This is a genomic window from Cellulomonas massiliensis JC225, assembly GCF_000312005.1.
Lineage (GTDB): Bacteria > Actinomycetota > Actinomycetes > Actinomycetales > Cellulomonadaceae > Cellulomonas > Cellulomonas massiliensis.
Map to the genome: position 1 here is coordinate 395,800 of NZ_HE978588.1, position 16,777 is coordinate 412,576.

A 16,777-nucleotide genomic window follows, 5' to 3' on the forward strand; every position below is an offset into this window, starting at 1 on the left:
TGGTGGACGTCGGTCTCGGGTACGTGCGGCTCGGCCAGCCCGCGCCGACGCTCTCGGGCGGCGAGGCGCAGCGCGTGAAGCTCGCCTCGGAGCTGCAGCGCCGTTCGCGCCCCGAGCAGCGTCGTCACGGACGCCGGTCGGCACGGCGACGCGCGCCGGGGCGACGAGCCGGAGCGCGACGTCGGCGGCCAGGACGACCGCAGCGCCGGTGAGCGCGGCGAACGGCAGCAGCACGCGGTGCCGGTGCAGCCCGGGCACCCGGCGGGCGACGAGCCGCGCGACCACCGGCGCCGCGAGCCCGACGAAGCCGACGGGCCCCGCCACGGTCACCGCGAGCGCGGCCAGCATCACCGCGAGCAGCACGCCGACCACCCGCGTGCGCCGGACGTCGAGCCCCAGCACGGACGCGGTGTCGTCGCCGAGCGCGAGCACGTCCAGCCGCCGGGACCACGCGACGGCGACGAGCGCGACGAGCAGGACGGCCGGCGCGGCCTGCGTGACCTTCTGCGCGCCGGACTGGACGATCGAGCCCTCGCCCCACGCGAACATGCCCGTGGTCTCCTGCTCGAACAGCAGCATGAGCAGGTACGTCACGGAGGACAGCGCGAGCATCGTCGCGGAGCCGGCGAGCACGAGGCGCGTCGGCCCCTGCGCCCCGCCGCGGGCGATGACGAGCACGAGCCCCGCGGCCGCGAGCCCGCCGAGGAAGGCCAGCGCGCCGGTGGCCGCGAACGGCAGCGTGAGCCCGAACGCGGCGGCCGCCACGACGGTCGCGTACGCGCCCGCGTTGACCGCGAGCGTGTCCGGCGAGGCCAACGGGTTGCGGGCGACGGACTGCAGCATGCCGCCCGAGACGCCGAGCGCCGCGCCCACGAGCAGGCCCGCGGCCACGCGCGGGGCGCGCGACGCGACGAGCACCGCCAGCGCCTCGTCGTCGCCGGACCCGACGAGCAGCCGCAGCAGGTCCCCGAGCCCGACCCGCGAGGTGCCGAGCGTGAGGTCGACGAGCGCGAGGGTGACGACCGCGACGAGGCCGACCAGCAGCACCGTCGCGATCCGCGCCGGTCGTGCGCGACCGCCGGCCGCCGCCCCGTCGAGGGGCTCGGCGGCGGCCGGCCGCGCGTCGAGGGTGGTGGTCACCGGCCCACGGTCACTGCGTGATCGCGGCGACGGCCGCCTCGAGCCACGCGATGCCGGAGCGCGGGCCGCCGAACATCCAGATGCCGTCGGGCATGCGGTGCACGGCACCCGCCTCGACGAACGGGAGCTGCTCCCACACCGCGTTGTCCTTCAGGCCGTCCGCGAAGGGGTCGTCCTCCGCGTCGTTCGCGGCGTACAGGAAGTGCGCGCCCTCCGGGACGTCGGTGAGCCCCTCGACGTCGGTGACGCCGAGCCCGTACGCCGGGTCGCCCTCGCCCGTCCAGACGTTCTTTAGGCCGGCGAGGCCGGCCACGCCGCCGAGGTACGAGCCGGGCGTGTACATGCGGACCGAGACGGCGCCGTCGGCGATCCAGCCGTCGGCCATCGTGTAGGTCGCCCCCGACTTCCCGGCGGCGTCGAGCGCCGTGCGCGCCTCGGCGACCGCCTGGTCGAACGCCGCGAGCTCGGCGTCCGCCGCGTCGGCGGTGCCCGTCGCGTCGCCGAGCAGCTCGATCGTCCGGCGCATCTTGCCGACCGGGTCGGACGCGTCCGACCCCTGCAGCGCGATGACCGGCACGGTCTTCTCGATCTGCGCGATGACCTCCTCCGGGAGGTCGGTGGTCGTCACCACCAGGTCGGGGTCGAGCGCCGCGATCGCGTCGAGGCTCGGCTCGCCGCGCGTGCCGACGTCGGGCGTCTCGGGGTCGAGCGGGACCACCGTGTCCCAGGTGTTGTAGCCCGTCGTGTCGGCCTGGCCGACCGGCTGCACGCCCAGCGACAGGAGGTTCTCCGTGAGCCCCCACTCGAGCGAGACGACGCGGGTGGCGGGCGCGTCGAGCGTCACCGTGCCGCGGTCGTCGGTCACCGTCACCGGCCCGGCGGGCGCGCTTGAGCCGGTCGCGGACGGCGTGCCGGCGGCGCCGGCGGGCTCCTCCGTGGTGCCGCAGGCGGAGAGCAGCAGGGCGACGGCGCCGGCCGCGAGCGCGGGCAGGGCGCGGGCGCGCAGGGTTCGCATGGGGGTCCTCGTTCTCGTCGGTGGGTGGTGCGGGCGTGGCGAGCGGGCGGCGCGGCGTGCGCCGGGGGGTCGGGCGGGGGTCGGACGAGCGGTCAGGCGGGGGCCAGGCTCGGCTCGGGGGCGCGGCGGTGCGTGTGCCGGCCCACGGCGCGGGTGCGGACGCGGCCCGTGACCTCGTCCTGCGCGACGTCGATGCGGATGCCGTAGGTGGCGGTCAGCGCGTCGCTCGTCAGCACCTCGTGCGGCCGTCCCGCGCCCACGACGCGGCCGGACCGCAGCAGCACGACCTCGTCGGCGACGCCTGCCGCCTGGTCGAGGTCGTGCAGGACGAGGCCCACGGCGACGCCGTGGTCGTCCGCCAGGTCCCGCACCAGGTCGAGGATCTCCACCTGGTAGCGCAGGTCGAGGTGGTTCGTCGGCTCGTCGAGCAGCAGCACGCCGGTGTCCTGCGCCAGGCACATCGCGAGCCATACCCGCTGCAGCTCGCCGCCGGACAGCTCGTCGACGGGACGGCCGGCCATCGGCGCGACGCCGGTGACCTCCATCGCGCGCGCGGTCGCGCGCGGACCGTCGGGGTCACCCTGGCGCCAGCGCCCGCGGTAGGGGTGGCGGCCGTAGGCGACGACGTCCCGCACGGTCACGCCCGAGGGCGTGGGCCGCTGCTGCGAGAGCAGCGTGACGCGGCGCGCGAACTCCTGCGCCGAGAGGGCCGCGGCATCCTGCTCGCCGTCCAGCCGCACCTGCCCGGACTCCGGCCGGTGCAGCCGCGCGAGCGCGCGCAGCAGCGTCGACTTCCCCGAGCCGTTCGGGCCGACGAGCGCCGTGACGCGGCCGCGCACGAGGTGCACGGCCCCCTCCTCCACGACGACGGTGCCGTGGTACGCGAGTCGCAGGTCGGAGCCGCTGAGCGCGGGGCGTCCCGCTGCCGCCGTCGTGGTCACGAGCAGAGGTTAGCCTGACCTTAGTGAGGTAAGCCAAACTCGTCTCACCGCCGGCGGCGGGCGGCCCCCCGCAGCGCGAGCCCCACGGCCAGCACCGCCACGCCGCCGGCCACCGCCGCGAGCGGCAGGCTCAGGGCCAGCACCAGGCAGCCGACGGCGCCGACGGCCTGCAGCCACCGCGGGGAGCGGCGCACCTGCGCCGGCTGCGTCCAGGCGGCGGCGTTGGCGACCAGGTAGTAGACCAGCACCCCGAACGACGAGAACCCGATCGCCCCCCGCACGTCCGTGGTGAGCACCAGCGCCGCGACCGCCACCCCGAGCGCGACCTCCGCCCGGTGCGGGACCTGGAAGCGCGGATGCACGGCGGCGAGCGGACGCGGCAGGTCGCCCTCGCGCGCCATCGCCAGCACCGTGCGGCCGACGCCCGCGACGAGCGCCAGCAGCGCACCGAGGGACGCGACCGCCGCGGCGACGCGCACCGACGGCTCGGCCCCACGACGCCGACGCGCGCGCCGCCGCGTCCGCGAGCGGCGCGTCCGACGCCGCGGTGCCCGCCGCACCGAGCACGGTGAGCAGCACGACGGCCACCACCGCGTAGACGACGACCGCGAGCGCGAGAGCCAGCGTCACCGCCCTCGGGATCGTCCGCGCGGGGTCACGCACCTCCTCCCCCAGCGTCGCGACGCGGGCGTACCCGGCGAACGCGAAGAACAGCAGCGCCGCCGACTGCACGACACCCCGCCACCCCAGGTCGTCCGGCACGCCGTCGGCGACGCGCGACCAGCTCGGGCCCGCGGTCGCGAGCGTCGCGGCGACCACGAGCGCCAGCAGCACGAGCACGACGACGACGAGGGCCCGGGTGGCCGCCGCGGTCCGCGTCACCCCGCGGTAGTTCACCGCGGCCACCGCCACGACGGCCACGGCGGCCACCGGCCGCTGCCAGCCGGCCGGCGCGACGTACGCCGCGAAGGTCAGCGCCATGGCGGCACAGCTCGCGGTCTTGCCGACGACGAACGCCCACCCGGCGGCGAACCCCCACCACGGCCCCAGCCGCTCCCGCCCGTAGACGTACGTGCCGCCCGACGCGGGGTACTGCGCCGCGAGCTGGGCCGAGGACGTCGCGTTCGCGTAGGCGACGACGGCCGCGAGCGCCACGCCGACGAGCAGCGCCGACCCGGCCGCCTGCGCCGCCGGTGCGAACGCGGAGAAGACCCCCGCGCCGATCATCGAGCCGAGGCCGATCGCGACCGCGTCCCGGGTGCCGAGACGCCTCGCGAGCGGCGGCTGGTGGGTCACGCGTGCATCCCTACCAGGTGCGCGGCGGCAGGACGAGGCCCGCGGCGTGAACACCGCACGACGGGGCCGACGCGCGACGAGGGCGGCCGACCTCGTGGGTCGGCCGCCCTCGGCACGGGCGCGCAGGTCAGCGCGCGCGCTTCTCCGGCACCGGCGCGTCGCCCGACGCGCGCTGCGCCTTGAACCAGGCGCGTGCCTCGTCCTGGCGCTGCTGCTCGACGCCCGAGGCGATCGGCGCGCGCAGGTGCTCCGGCCCGTAGCCGAACGCGTCGACCAGGTCCTGCGCGTGCGGGCGCAGCCGGGTCAGCAGGCGGTCGATGTACGACGTCACGGTGCGGGCGCGCCCGGCCGAGAGCCGGCCGTTGAGCAGGTACCAGTCGAGGTGCCGCTCGACCAGCGTGAGGCCGAACAGGTCGCGCAGCCACGTGAGCACCTGCTGCGTGCCGGAGTCCTCGACGCGGGCGAGCGCCGCGGTGAACGACTCCCACTGCACGAGCTCGGCGTGCGCCCGGGCCGCCTCGACCAGCTCGTGCTGGTGCGCGTTGAACAGCGCCCACGCCGTCGCGGGGTCCGCCTTCTGGGCCGGCCGCAGCGCCTGTGCGACCTCCGCGACCATCGTCTCGACCCGGTCGACGAGCAGCGCCCGCTGCGTCGCCGTCTCGCGCAGCGCGCCCGCCGAGCGGCGCACGTCGCCGACGTCCGTGATCGTCTGGATGGCCCGGCCCAGCGGGGTCCGGTACCGGGCGGCGTCCGCGGCCCGCTCGGCGACGAGGCGCGCCACCTTCACCGCGTCGAGGCCCTGGAAGGACTTCGCGTAGTCGGTGAGCAGGCGCTTGCCGACGAGCTGGTAGAGCACCGTGTTGTCGCCCTCGAACGTCACGTAAACGTCGAGGTCCGCGCGCAGCTGCGTGAGCCGGTTCTCGGCCATGAACCCGGCGCCGCCGCACGCCTCGCGCGCCGTCTGCAGCGTCGTCAGCGCGTGCCACGTGGACGTCGGCTTGAGCGCGGCCGCGAGCGTCTCGAGGTCCTCGCGCGTCTCCGGGGTGTCGTTGCGGCCCGAGAACACGTCGTCGAACGCGGCCAGCAGGTCCTCGTGCGCGAACCCCGCCGCGTAGGTCTCGGCGAGCAGCGGCAGCAGCCGGCGCTGGTGCTGGCCGTAGTCCATGAGCACGACCTCGTCGAGGCCCGCGCCGGCGAACTGCCGGCGCTGGTTGCCGTACGTGATCGCGATGGTCAGGCCGACCCGCGCCGCCGTCACCGCGGCCCCGTCGAGCGAGACGCGACCCTGGACGAGCGTGCCGAGCATGGTGAAGAACCGGCGCCCCGGTGACGCGATCGGCGAGGTGTACGTGCCGTCGGGCTCGACGTCGCCGTAGCGGTTGAGCAGGTTCGTGCGCGGCACCCGGACGTGGTCGAACGCGAGGCGCCCGTTGTCGATGCCGTTCAGCCCGCCCTTGAGGCCGTCGTCCTCGCTGGAGACCCCCGGCAGCAGCTCGAGCGTGCGCGGGTCGCGGATCGGGCAGTAGAACGCGTGCACGCCGTGGTCGACGCGCTGCTCGCCCTTCCTCGCGGTGATCAGCCGCGCGAAGACGACGGCCGCCTGGCCGTGCTTCGCGGCGTTGCCGAGGTAGTCCTTCCACGCCGCGCGGAACGGCGTGTGCAGGACGAACTCCTCGGTGTCGGGGTCGTACGTCGCCGTGGTGCCGATCGAGGCGACGTCCGAGCCGTGCCCGATCTCCGTCATCGCGAAGGCGCCCGGGACGTCGAGCGTCAGCGCACCCGCGAGGAAGTCGTCATGGTTGCGCTCGCTGCCGAGGTGGAAGATCGCGGACGCGAACAGGCCCCACTGGACGCCGGACTTGATCTGCAGCGACGGGTCGGCGTGCGTGAGCTCCTCGAACCGGGCGAGGAAGCCGCCGTGGTCGTCGGCGCCGCCGAACCGCGTGGGGAAGGACCGGTGCACGTCGCCCTCGGTCGCGAGCACCCGCAGCTGCCCGAGCACCCGCTCGCGGTGCTCGTCCATCGGCAGCCCGTCGACGCGGTGGAACCGCTCGTCGCCCATGAGCCGGCGCGCCGCCAGCCGGAGCTCGGGGTAGTGCCCGAGCAGGACGTGCGCGAGGTGCTCGACGTCGACGCGGCTGTCCGCGTCGAGCCGGGGGTCGCCCGGCTCGCGCTCGGCGGCCACGGGGCGGGGGGTCGTGGTGGTCATTCAGCTCTCCTCGGAGGTCACGTCGTCGTGAGCGGAGCTCGGCGGGGTCGCCGCCGGGGTCGGGAAGGTCAGGGGCGCGCGGTCCTCGTCGGCCGCCTCGGGCCGCAGCCGCTCGCGGGCGAGCAGGCCGACGGGGCCGGCCCAGAGCCACGCGGCGACCTGCTGCGTCAGCGTCTCGCGGTCGACGGCGCCGGGCTGGTCGCGGTGCGCCAGCCACCACTCGCCCGCGCCGCGCACGAAGCCGACGGCGCCGGCGGCCCACGACTCGGCGAGCGCGATCCGCGCGGCGAGACCGGGGTCGCCCGCCTCGTCGTCGTGCGCGTGGTCGGGCCGGTGCGCGGTGCTGCGGCCGTCCGCGTGCTCCTGCGTCAGGCCGCGGGCGAACGGCGCCGCGACGAGCGCGGTGACCGAGTCGAGGAAGTGGCCGAGCGGCCCCCCGGACTCGACCGAGCCGTTGCGCGTGACGAACGCGTACACGTTCGGCGACGACTCGATCATCTCGAGGTAGACCGCGACCATCGCGCGCAGGCCCTCGCGGGGCGTCGGCGAGACCCGGAGCACGCCCTCCAGGGCGCCCTGGATCTGCAGCACGACGGCCTCGGCGACGGCGATCTGCAGCCCGGTCTTGTCGGAGAAGTACCGGTACACGATCGACTTCGAGGTGCCGGCGGCGGACGCGATCTCCTCCATGGAGACGTCAGGGCCGCGGTGGTGGACGGTGCGGCGCGCCACGCGCACGAGCTCCGCGCGGCGGGACTCGCGGTGGTCGGCCCACCGGGTCGAGCGCCCGTCGGCGTAGGTCTCGGCGGCGGGCGTGCGGCGCCGGTCGGTCAGCAGGGTGAGGTTCGTCTGCGATGACGAGCCTGGTGTGATCGGGCTCACGAGACCGAAGGTATCAGGTACTGTGGGTCCTGGACACACCCGAGTCGAAACCGTAATGCTGCGGCACCGGCCGACCTCGGGACCAAGGTCCCCGCCCGGCCGACGACGGCGGGCGACGACCGCCCACGACGACGTGAGAGGAACACGCCCGATGGCCCCCTCGCCCAGCCCCCGCAAGTCCAGCACGTCCGGCGGCGCCCCGGCCCCGACGGCGCGCCGCGCGCTCGTCCTCGGCGGCAACCGGATCCCGTTCGCCCGCTCCGGCGGCGCGTACGCGCACGCGTCGAACCAGGACATGCTGACGGCCGCGCTCGACGGCCTCGTCGCCCGCTACGGCCTGCAGGGCGAGCGGATCGGCGAGGTCGCCGCGGGTGCGGTGCTCAAGCACAGCCGCGACTTCAACCTCACGCGCGAGGTGGTGCTCGGCTCGGCCCTGTCCGCCACGACGCCCGCGTACGACCTGCAGCAGGCGTGTGCGACAGGGCTGGAGTCGGTCGTCTCGCTCGCGAACAAGATCCGGCTCGGGCAGCTCGACTCGGCGATCGCGGGCGGCGTCGACACGACGTCCGACGCGCCGATCGCCGTGAGCGACCGGCTGCGCCGCGCGCTGCTCGACCTCTCGCGCGCGAAGACGGTCGGCCAGCGCCTCGCGGCCGCCTCCAGGATCCGCCCGAAGGACCTCGCGCCGGCGACCCCGCGCACCTCGGAGCCGCGCACGGGCCTGTCGATGGGCGAGCACCAGGCCCTCACGACCGCCGAGTGGGGCATCACGCGCGAGGCGCAGGACGAGGTCGCGCTGCGCAGCCACCAGCGCCTCGCCGCCGCGTACGACGCCGGGTTCTTCGACGACCTCGTCACCCCGTACCGGGGGCTCGCCCGGGACGCGAACCTGCGTCCCGACACCTCGCTGGAGAAGCTCGCGCAGCTGAAGCCCACGTTCGGGCTCGGCCTCGACGTCCCCGCGACGATGACGGCCGGCAACTCCACGCCCCTCACCGACGGCGCCTCGACCGTGCTGCTCGGCTCGGACGAGTGGGCCGCCGAGCACCGGCTCACGCCGCTCGCGGTGGTCGTGGACGCGGAGGCGGGCGCCGTCGACTTCGTGTACGGCGAGGACGGGCTGCTCATGGCGCCGGTCTACGCGGTGCCGCGGCTGCTCGCCCGGCACGGGCTGACGCTCGCCGACTTCGACTACGTCGAGATCCACGAGGCGTTCGCGTCGACCGTCCTGACGACGCTGGCCGCGTGGGAGTCCGACACGTTCGGCAAGGAGCGCCTCGGCCTCGACGGCGCGTTCGGCACGGTCGACGTCGACCGGCTCAACGTGCACGGCTCGTCCCTCGCGGCGGGGCACCCCTTCGCCGCGACGGGCGGCCGCATCGTCGCCACCATCAGCAAGGAGCTGCACCTGCGCCAGCAGCGTGACGGCGGCACCCCCCGCGCCCTGGTCTCGGTCTGCGCGGCCGGCGGCCTGGGCCTCACCGCGATCCTCGAGGCGGCGTGATGACCGACACCTACCTGGAGCTCGTCAACGGCGGGCTCACCGGCACCCTCGCGAAGAAGCTCGGCCTGCCCCGGCCCGCGCCGCTGCGCCGCTACCGCGCGGGCGAGCCGCTGCTGGTCGGCCCCGTGCTCGTGCTCGGCAAGGGCGCGGACGCCGACGCGGTCGCCGCGCAGCTCGCGGGCCCGTGGGACCTCGACGTGCACCGCCACGCGCACGACGCGCGCTACGCGGCGCTCGTCCTCGTCCTCACCGAGGTCACGCACCCCGACGACCTCGCGGCCCCGGTGCTCGAGGCGGCCGCGACCCTGCGGAGCCTGGCCCGCGGCGCGCGCGTCGTCACGCTCTCGCGGCCGGCGACCGACGAGGACGCGCCGGCGGTCGCCGCCGCCCGGCAGGGCGTCGACGGGCTGCTGCGCTCGCTGGCCAAGGAGCTGCGCGGGGGTGCCACCGGCAACGGGCTGGTGCTGGCCGACGGGGTGGGCGTGGACGCGCCGTCCGTGCTCGGCGGGCTGCGGTTCCTGCTCTCGACGCGCTCCGCGTTCGTCGACGGCCAGCTGCTCGCGGTCGACACCGACGGCGGCTCGCTGCCCGACGACTGGGACCGGCCGCTCGCCGGGCGGGTGGCCGTGGTCACCGGCGCCGCGCGCGGCATCGGCGAGGCGATCGCCGAGACGCTGGCCCGCGACGGCGCGACCGTCGTCGCGGTGGACGTGCCCGCGGCCGGCGACCACCTCGCCGCGGTCGCGAACCGCGTCAGGGGCACCGCGCTCCAGCTCGACGTCACGGCCGACGACGCGGGCGAACGGATCCTCGAGCACGCGCTGCAGCGGCACGGCCGGCTCGACGTCGTCGTGCACAACGCCGGCATCACGCGCGACAAGCTGCTCGCCAACATGACGCCCGAGAAGTGGGACCCGGTCCTCGCGGTGAACGTCGCGGCGCAGCTGCGGATCAACGAGGCGCTGCTGACCAGCGGCGACTTCACCGACGCGCCGCGGATCGTCTCGCTCGCCTCGACGTCCGGCATCGCCGGCAACCGCGGCCAGACGAACTACGCCGCCTCCAAGGGCGGCGTCATCGGGATGGTGCGGGCGACCGCGCCGCTGCTCGAGGCGTTCGGGGGCACGGCCAACGCGGTCGCGCCCGGGTTCATCGAGACGGAGATGACCGCCCGCATCCCCGCCGTCACCCGGCAGGTGGCGCGTCGCCTCAACTCGCTGCAGCAGGGCGGCCAGCCCGTCGACGTGGCGGAGGCCGTGGCGTTCCTCGCCTCGCCGGCCGCCGGCGGGATCCGCGGGCGGGTGCTGCGGGTCTGCGGGCAGAACATGGTGGGCCAGTGACGGACGAGCGTCCCGTCGTCCTCCTCCCGCAGGTCCCGCCGCTCGGCGGCTCGTACGTCCGCGGCGTCGCTGCGGGCGGGCGGCTCGCGGTCGAGCGGCGCCTCGGCCGCGCGGGCGCGTCGCTGCCGGCACTCGCGTACGAGGTCGCCGGCGTGCGCCCCGACGCGGAGCACCTGACGGCGTACCAGCACCACGTCGGCGAGAGCGGCTCCGACCGGCTGCCGGCGGGCTTCGTCCACGTGCTGGCGTTCCCGCTCGCGACGGCGCTCATGGTCCGCGCCGACTTCCCGCTGCCGCTCGTCGGGATGGTGCACCTGGCCAACCGGGTGGAGCAGCACGCGCCGACGACGCTCGTCGAGGCGCTCGACCTGCACGCGCACGCCGAGAACCTCGCGCCGCACCGCTCGGGCACCGCCGTCGACCTCGTGACCGAGGCCCGCGTGGACGACCGGCTCGTGTGGCGGGGGGTCTCGACGTACCTCGCCAAGGGCGTGCGCCTCGCCGGCCGCCCCGCCGACGACGAGCCCCGCCCGTCGTTCGTCCCGCCGGTGCCCACGGGGCGCTGGCACCTCGACGCGGGGACCGGCCGCCGGTACGCGCAGGTCTCCGGTGACCGCAACCCGATCCACCTGTCCGCGCTCGGCGCGAAGGCCTTCGGCTTCCCCCGGACCATCGCCCACGGCATGGACACGGCCGCCCGCACGCTCGCCGCGGTGGGCCCGGCCCGTGGGGACGCGTTCGTGTGGACGGTGCAGTTCGCCGCGCCGGTGCTGCTGCCCAGCAGCCCCTCGGTCCGCGTCGCGCGCGACGGCGACGGCTTCGGCGTCGACGTCTGGCACGCCCGCTCGGGCAAGCTCCACCTCACGGGACGGGTCGACCCGCTCCGCTGAGCGGCGCCGGCCTCTCACCCGGCGCACAGGACGGCCACACCGCCCGGCTAGGCCCGCTGCCTAGACCGGGGGCATGACCCTTCGCACCCCCACGCCGCTCGCGCCCGCCGACCCCCCGGACGCCTCCCCGCCCCCTCGCCGGCACCGCCTGCGCACCGGACTGGTCGCCGGCGGCGCCGCACTCGTGCTCACGCTCGGCGGCACGGCCACGTGGGCGCTCGACCGGTTCGTCGTCGACCACGTCGAGATCGGCGACGTCGACGCCTACGTCGCCGAGCAGCTGCAGGGCGAGGCCGCCGACGCCGGCACGGCGTCGTCCGGGACGCTCAGCGCGACGAGCTACACGTCCGACGACGCGTCGGTCGAGATCTCGACCGTGACGACCGGCTCGGGCCAGGACACCGTCACGTACTACGTCGCCGACGTGACGCTCTCCGACGCGACCGTCCTGCGGTCGGCGTTCGCCCACAACCAGTTCGGCACCAACATCACCGAGACGACGTCGCAGATCGCCGCCGACAATGACGCCGTCCTCGCGATCAACGGCGACTACTACGGGTTCCGCGACACCGGGATCGTCATCCGCAACGGCGTCGTGTTCCGCGACGAGGGGGCCCGCGAGGGTCTCGCCTTCTACCGGGACGGCCACGTCGAGGTCTACGACGAGACCGCGACCTCCGCCGACGCGCTCGTGGCCGACGGCGTGTGGAACACGCTGTCGTTCGGGCCCGCGCTCGTCGAGGACGGTCAGGTCGTCGACGGCATCGACCAGGTCGAGGTCGACACGAACGTCGGCAACCACTCGATCCAGGGCGAGCAGCCGCGCACCGCGGTGGGCGTCGTCGACGACAACCACCTCGTCCTCGTCGTCGTCGACGGCCGCTCGCCCGGCTACTCGGCGGGCGTCACCATGACCGGCCTCGCCGACCTCATGGTCGACCTCGGGGCGCAGACCGCGTACAACATCGACGGCGGCGGCTCGTCGACCATGGTGTTCGGCGGCGAGCTCGTCAACGACCCGCTCGGCCGCGGGCAGGAGCGCGGGACGAGCGACATCCTCTACATCGGCGGCCTCGCCGAGGCGCAGGGGTGAGCGCCGTGACGGCGGCCCCGGCCGTGCCCGGTCCCGTGGCCGCGCCGGCGCTCGCGACCGTGCTCGTCCCCGCGTACGAGCCCGACGAGCGGCTCGTCCACCTCGTGCGCGCGCTGCGCGAGGCCGGTCTGCCGGTGCTCGTCGTCGACGACGGGTCCGGACCCCGCTCCCGGCCGGTGCTCGACGCCGCGGCGGCGGCCGGCGCCGACGTGGTGCACCACCGGGTCAACCGCGGCAAGGGCGAGGCGCTGCGGACCGGGTTCGCCTGGCTCGCGCGCGAGCAGCCGGGGCGCGACGTCGTCTGCGCCGACTGCGACGGCCAGCACACCCCGGCCGACGTGCTCGCCGTGGCGCGCCGGCTCGCGGTAGGCGACGCAGCCGTCGTGCTCGGCGCCCGCGCGTTCACCGGGCCGGTGCCGGCGCGCAGCCGGTGGGGCAACGCGGCGACACGCCTCGCGTTCCGGCTCGCGACCGGCCGTCGGGTCCGGGACACCCAGACCGGGCTGCGCGGCTACCCCGCGGGACGGCTCGCGTGGCTGCGCGGCGTCCCGGGCGAGCGCTTCGAGTACGAGCTGCGCGTCCTGCTGGCGGCCGCGGCGCAGGGCCTGCGCGTGGTCGAGGTGCCGATCGCCACCGTGTACCTCGAGGGGAACGCGTCCTCCCACTTCCGGCCGCTCGTCGACTCGGTGCGGGTCTGGGCGCAGCTCGCGCGGTTCGTCGCGTCGTCGCTGCTCGCGTTCGTCCTGGACGCGCTCGCACTGCTCGCGCTCACGGCGGCGACCGGGAGTCTGCTCGCCTCGGTGCTCGGGGCGCGGGCGCTCTCGTCCGGCGTGAACTTCCTCGTCAACCGGCGGTGGGTGTTCCGCCGGGCCGCCCACGGCCCGGCCGGCGGAGAGGCGGTGCGCTACTGGCTGCTCGCCGCCGCGCTGCTCGCCGCCGGCTACGGCGGCCTGTGGGCGCTCACCCACCTGCACGTGCCGCTGCTGCTCGCGAAGGTCGCCACCGACGCGGCGCTGTTCCTCGTGGGGTTCCAGGTGCAGCGGACCGCGGTGTTCACCGGCGCGCGCGCCCGCGAGCGCTGACGTGACGCGTGCCGAGGCTGCGGATCCATGTCCGCACCTCAGGGCCCGCACAGCCACCGCCTAGGTCAGGACGGCTGACTGGACCGTGACACCGACCCCCTACCTCCGGAGGCTCCTCATGACCCCCTACCTGCTCTACGCCGCAGACGTCGTCGCGATCGCCGTCCTGGCGTTCGCGGTCTACCTGCCGCGGCACCGCCGGCGCGACCTCGTCGTCGCGTACGTCGGGGTCAACGTCGGTGTCCTCGCGGTCGCCGCGGTGCTGGCCGACTCGACGATCGCCGCGGGCCTGGGGCTCGGTCTGTTCGGCGTCCTGTCGATCATCCGGCTGCGGTCGATCGAGCTGTCGCAGACCGAGGTCGCGTACTACTTCGCGGCCCTCGCGCTCGGCCTCATCGCGGGCCTGGCGGTCGCGCCGCTCGCCGTGAGCCTCGGGCTCATGGCGCTGCTCGTGGCGGTGCTCGCCGTCGTCGACAGCCGCCGGGTCATGGCCCGCTACCGCGAGCAGGTGCTCGTGCTGGACCGGGCCGTGCCCGACGAGACGGCGCTCACCGCGTACGTCGAGCGGACGCTCGGCGCCCGGGTGCACGCCGTGCAGGTGCAGCGGCTCGACCTCGTCAACGACACCACCACCGTCGCGGTCCGCTACCGCCTCGACGAGCGCCCGGCGACCGTGTCGCACGACCTGCCGGCCGCCGCCGCCGCCACGCACGCCGGAGCGGCGCGATGAGCCCGCTCCTGCAGAGGTTCACGCCCGTCGGCCTCGCCGAGCTCCAGGAGCGCGCGAGCCTGCAGACCCGGGTCGACCGCAAGTACCTGCTCCCCGCGGACGAGGTCGACGCGCTCCTCGCCGCGCTGCGGGACGACGTCCGGGTGCTCGACATCGAGGGCGAGCGCCGGTTCCGGTACGAGTCGGTGTACTTCGACACCCCCGGCCTCGACTGCTACCTCGCGGCGGCGCACCGGCGCCGGCGCCGGTTCAAGGTGCGCACCCGCACGTACGTCGACGCCGCGCAGTGCTGGTTCGAGGTCAAGACGCGCGGCCCGCGCGGCACGACCGTCAAGAGCCGGGTCCCCCACGGCCTCGACGAGCGCTGGGTGCCCTCGCTCGCGTTCACGGCGGAGACGCTCGACACGCCGGCCGGCGCGCTGCCGGACCTCGCCCCGACGCTCGTGAGCGCCTACGACCGCGCCACGCTGCACGTGCCCGGCGACGACGGCCGCGACAGCCGCGCGACGGTGGACACGCGGCTGCGCTGGACCGACGCCGCGACCGGCCGCATCCGCGACCTCGCCGGGCTCGCGGTCGTCGAGACGAAGACGGGCGCCACCCCCTCCGACGTCGACCGTCTGCTCTGGCGCCGAGGGCATCGTCCCGTGCGCCTGTCGAAGTACGGCACGGGGATGGCCGCGCTCGACCCCCACCTGCCCGCCACGCCCTGGCGCCGCGTCCTGGACCGCCACCTCGGCGCCGGCCGCTGACCGCCCCTACGAAGGAGACCGACCATGCGACCCATCCGCACCCTGTCCGCCACCCCTCGCCACCGCGTCGCCGCGGTCCGCCGGCGGGCTGCCGCCCTCGGCGCGTCCGCCGTGCTCGTGGCCGCCGTGCTCACCGGCTGCTCCCCCTCGTCGACGACCGCCGGCGGGAGCACCGGGACGAGCGACGACGCGACCACGACACCCGCGTCATCGGCGGCCGACGTGACCGTCGCGTCGACGATGGCCGCCAACACGGCCGCGCACGAGGCCGAGACGACGTGGGACGAGGCCGAGGAGGTCGCGGTGACCCTCACGGGCGACTCGGCCACCGTCGAGGGGGACGGCGTCACCGTCGACGGGTCGACCGTCACGATCACGGCCGCCGGGACCTACCGGCTCAGCGGCACGCTGACGGACGGCTCGGTCGTCGTGGACAGCCCCGACGACGGCACCGTCCGCGTCGTGCTCGACGGCGCCGACCTCACGAGCTCGACCACGTCGCCGCTGCAGGTGAGCGACGCGGGCGACGTCGTCGTCGTGCTGGCCGACGGCTCGCAGAACCACCTCGCCGACGGGGAGGCCTCCGCCTCCCCGGACGCGGAGACCGACGAGCCGAACGCCGCGCTGTTCTCGACCGCGGACCTCACGGTCACCGGTGGCGGCGCGCTGACCGTCGAGGGGAACGCGAACGACGGCATCGCGTCGAAGGACGGGCTCGTGATCCAGTCCGGCACGATCACGGTGACCGCCGCGGACGACGGCATCCGCGGGAAGGACTACCTCGTCGTCGCAGGCGGGACCGTCACCGTGACGGCCAGCGGCGACGCGCTGAAGTCCGACGAGGACACCGACGCCGCCCTCGGGTACGTGTACGTCTCCGACGGCACGCTCGAGCTGACGGCCGGGGACGACGGCATCACGGCCGTCACCGACGTCGTGCTCGGCGGCGGGACGACCACCGTCACGACGGCCGGCGGCCACACCGCCTCCGTCGCGGACGACGCATCGCCGAAGGGGCTCGTGGGCGACGTCTCGGTCGTCGTCGGCGGCGGCACGCTCACCGTGGACGCCGCCGACGACGCGATCCACTCGGACGGCCTCGTCTCGGTCACCGACGGCGCGCTCTCGCTCGCGAGCGGCGACGACGGCGTGCACGCCGAGGGCGCGCTGCAGGTCGCGGGCGGCACGGTCGACGTCACCGCGTCGGTCGAGGGCCTCGAGGGCCAGCACGTCACCGTCTCCGGCGGTGCGGTGTCGGTCGTCGCGAGCGACGACGGGCTGAACGCGACCGCGCCTGACGTCTCCGACGCCGGCACCGACGGCTCGGCCGACGCCACGGCGCAGCAGGGCGGCCCCGGCGGCGGGGGCGGCGGCTTCGCCGTGGAGGACGCGACGGTGACGATCAGCGGCGGCACCCTCGTCGTCGACGCGGAGGGCGACGGGCTCGACTCGAACGGCGACATGGCGATGCGCGGCGGGACCGTGGTCGTCAGCGGGCCGACGAACGACGGGAACGGCGCGCTGGACTACAACGGGAGCTTCGAGATCTCCGGTGGCGAGCTGGTCGCGATCGGGTCGGCCGGCATGGCGCAGACACCGTCGGCCGGCTCGTCCCAGTCGTTCGTCGGCCTGAGCGCCGCGGGCGACGCCGGGACGGTGCTGCACGTCATCGACGCGGACGGCGAGGTGCTGGCCTCGTTCGAGGCGGGCAAGGCCTTCGGCTCGGTCGTCTACTCCTCGCCCGACGTCGTCGACGGGGCGACCTACACGCTGCTGACGGGCGGGTCCGTCAGCGGCGACTCGCTCGGCGGCCTCGCGTCCGGCGGTGACACGGCCGGTGCCACGCAGGCGGCGACCGCGACGGCGGGCGAGGAGCAGGCCGGGACGGGCGGCGGCATGCGCG

The 16,777-nt window shown here is 75.8% G+C and carries 12 protein-coding genes and 2 pseudogenes; 8 read left to right on the plus strand and 6 right to left on the minus strand.

The annotated features are described in order from the left end of the window. Positions 1-189 precede the first annotated feature (189 nt). The 6 genes and pseudogenes from HGCM_RS16425 to HGCM_RS01865 form a co-directional block, all read right to left on the minus strand. Positions 190-1,248: pseudogene (locus HGCM_RS16425) on the minus strand (iron chelate uptake ABC transporter family permease subunit); the annotation flags it as partial. Continuing rightward, the gene (locus HGCM_RS01840) at positions 1,151-2,155 is read right to left on the minus strand and encodes an ABC transporter substrate-binding protein (RefSeq protein ID WP_019135188.1); all 1,005 of its coding nucleotides are present in this window, start codon (positions 2,153-2,155) and stop codon (positions 1,151-1,153) included. The gene HGCM_RS01840 and the pseudogene HGCM_RS16425, both read right to left, overlap by 98 nt. Before the next feature lie 92 nt (positions 2,156-2,247). Further along, complete coding sequence (locus HGCM_RS01845) at positions 2,248-3,096, minus strand: ABC transporter ATP-binding protein (RefSeq protein WP_019135189.1); 849 nt, start codon at positions 3,094-3,096, stop codon at positions 2,248-2,250. Positions 3,097-3,140: 44 nt separating this feature from the next. Then, a pseudogene (locus tag HGCM_RS16430) lies at positions 3,141-4,392 on the minus strand (APC family permease). Between the two features lie 127 nt (positions 4,393-4,519). Then, complete coding sequence (locus tag HGCM_RS01860; protein WP_019135191.1) at positions 4,520-6,601, minus strand: acyl-CoA dehydrogenase family protein; 2,082 nt, start codon at positions 6,599-6,601, stop codon at positions 4,520-4,522. Further along, positions 6,602-7,483, minus strand: coding sequence for a TetR/AcrR family transcriptional regulator (locus tag HGCM_RS01865; protein ID WP_019135192.1), 882 nt, complete (start codon positions 7,481-7,483; stop codon positions 6,602-6,604). A gap of 151 nt (positions 7,484-7,634) precedes the next feature. On the opposite strand from HGCM_RS01865, the gene HGCM_RS01870 reads away from it, so the two are divergent. From HGCM_RS01870 to HGCM_RS16435, 8 genes are all read left to right on the plus strand, one after another. Further along, complete coding sequence (locus HGCM_RS01870) at positions 7,635-8,987, plus strand: acetyl-CoA C-acetyltransferase (protein WP_019135193.1); 1,353 nt, start codon at positions 7,635-7,637, stop codon at positions 8,985-8,987. Next, positions 8,987-10,327 (plus strand): 3-oxoacyl-ACP reductase, encoded by a 1,341-nt coding sequence (locus HGCM_RS01875; RefSeq protein WP_019135194.1) that lies wholly within the window; start codon positions 8,987-8,989, stop codon positions 10,325-10,327. Before HGCM_RS01870 ends, HGCM_RS01875 begins: the two co-directional genes overlap by 1 nt. After that, positions 10,324-11,217 (plus strand): MaoC family dehydratase, encoded by an 894-nt coding sequence (locus HGCM_RS01880; protein WP_019135195.1) that lies wholly within the window; start codon positions 10,324-10,326, stop codon positions 11,215-11,217. The genes HGCM_RS01875 and HGCM_RS01880 overlap by 4 nt, the downstream gene beginning before the upstream one ends. Positions 11,218-11,290: 73 nt before the next feature. Further along, positions 11,291-12,310 (plus strand): phosphodiester glycosidase family protein, encoded by a 1,020-nt coding sequence (locus HGCM_RS01885; RefSeq protein ID WP_019135196.1) that lies wholly within the window; start codon positions 11,291-11,293, stop codon positions 12,308-12,310. After that, positions 12,307-13,392: a glycosyltransferase gene (locus HGCM_RS01890; protein WP_019135197.1), complete on the plus strand. Its 1,086-nt coding sequence runs from the start codon at positions 12,307-12,309 to the stop codon at positions 13,390-13,392. Before HGCM_RS01885 ends, HGCM_RS01890 begins: the two co-directional genes overlap by 4 nt. A 118-nt stretch (positions 13,393-13,510) precedes the next feature. After that, positions 13,511-14,122 (plus strand): DUF4956 domain-containing protein, encoded by a 612-nt coding sequence (locus tag HGCM_RS01895; protein ID WP_019135198.1) that lies wholly within the window; start codon positions 13,511-13,513, stop codon positions 14,120-14,122. Continuing rightward, positions 14,119-14,874: a polyphosphate polymerase domain-containing protein gene (locus HGCM_RS01900; protein WP_019135199.1), complete on the plus strand. Its 756-nt coding sequence runs from the start codon at positions 14,119-14,121 to the stop codon at positions 14,872-14,874. The genes HGCM_RS01895 and HGCM_RS01900 overlap by 4 nt, the downstream gene beginning before the upstream one ends. A 24-nt stretch (positions 14,875-14,898) precedes the next feature. Then, positions 14,899-16,777, plus strand: a 1,879-nt coding sequence (locus HGCM_RS16435) for a carbohydrate-binding domain-containing protein (RefSeq protein WP_019135200.1), incomplete at its 3' end; no start/stop codon positions are given.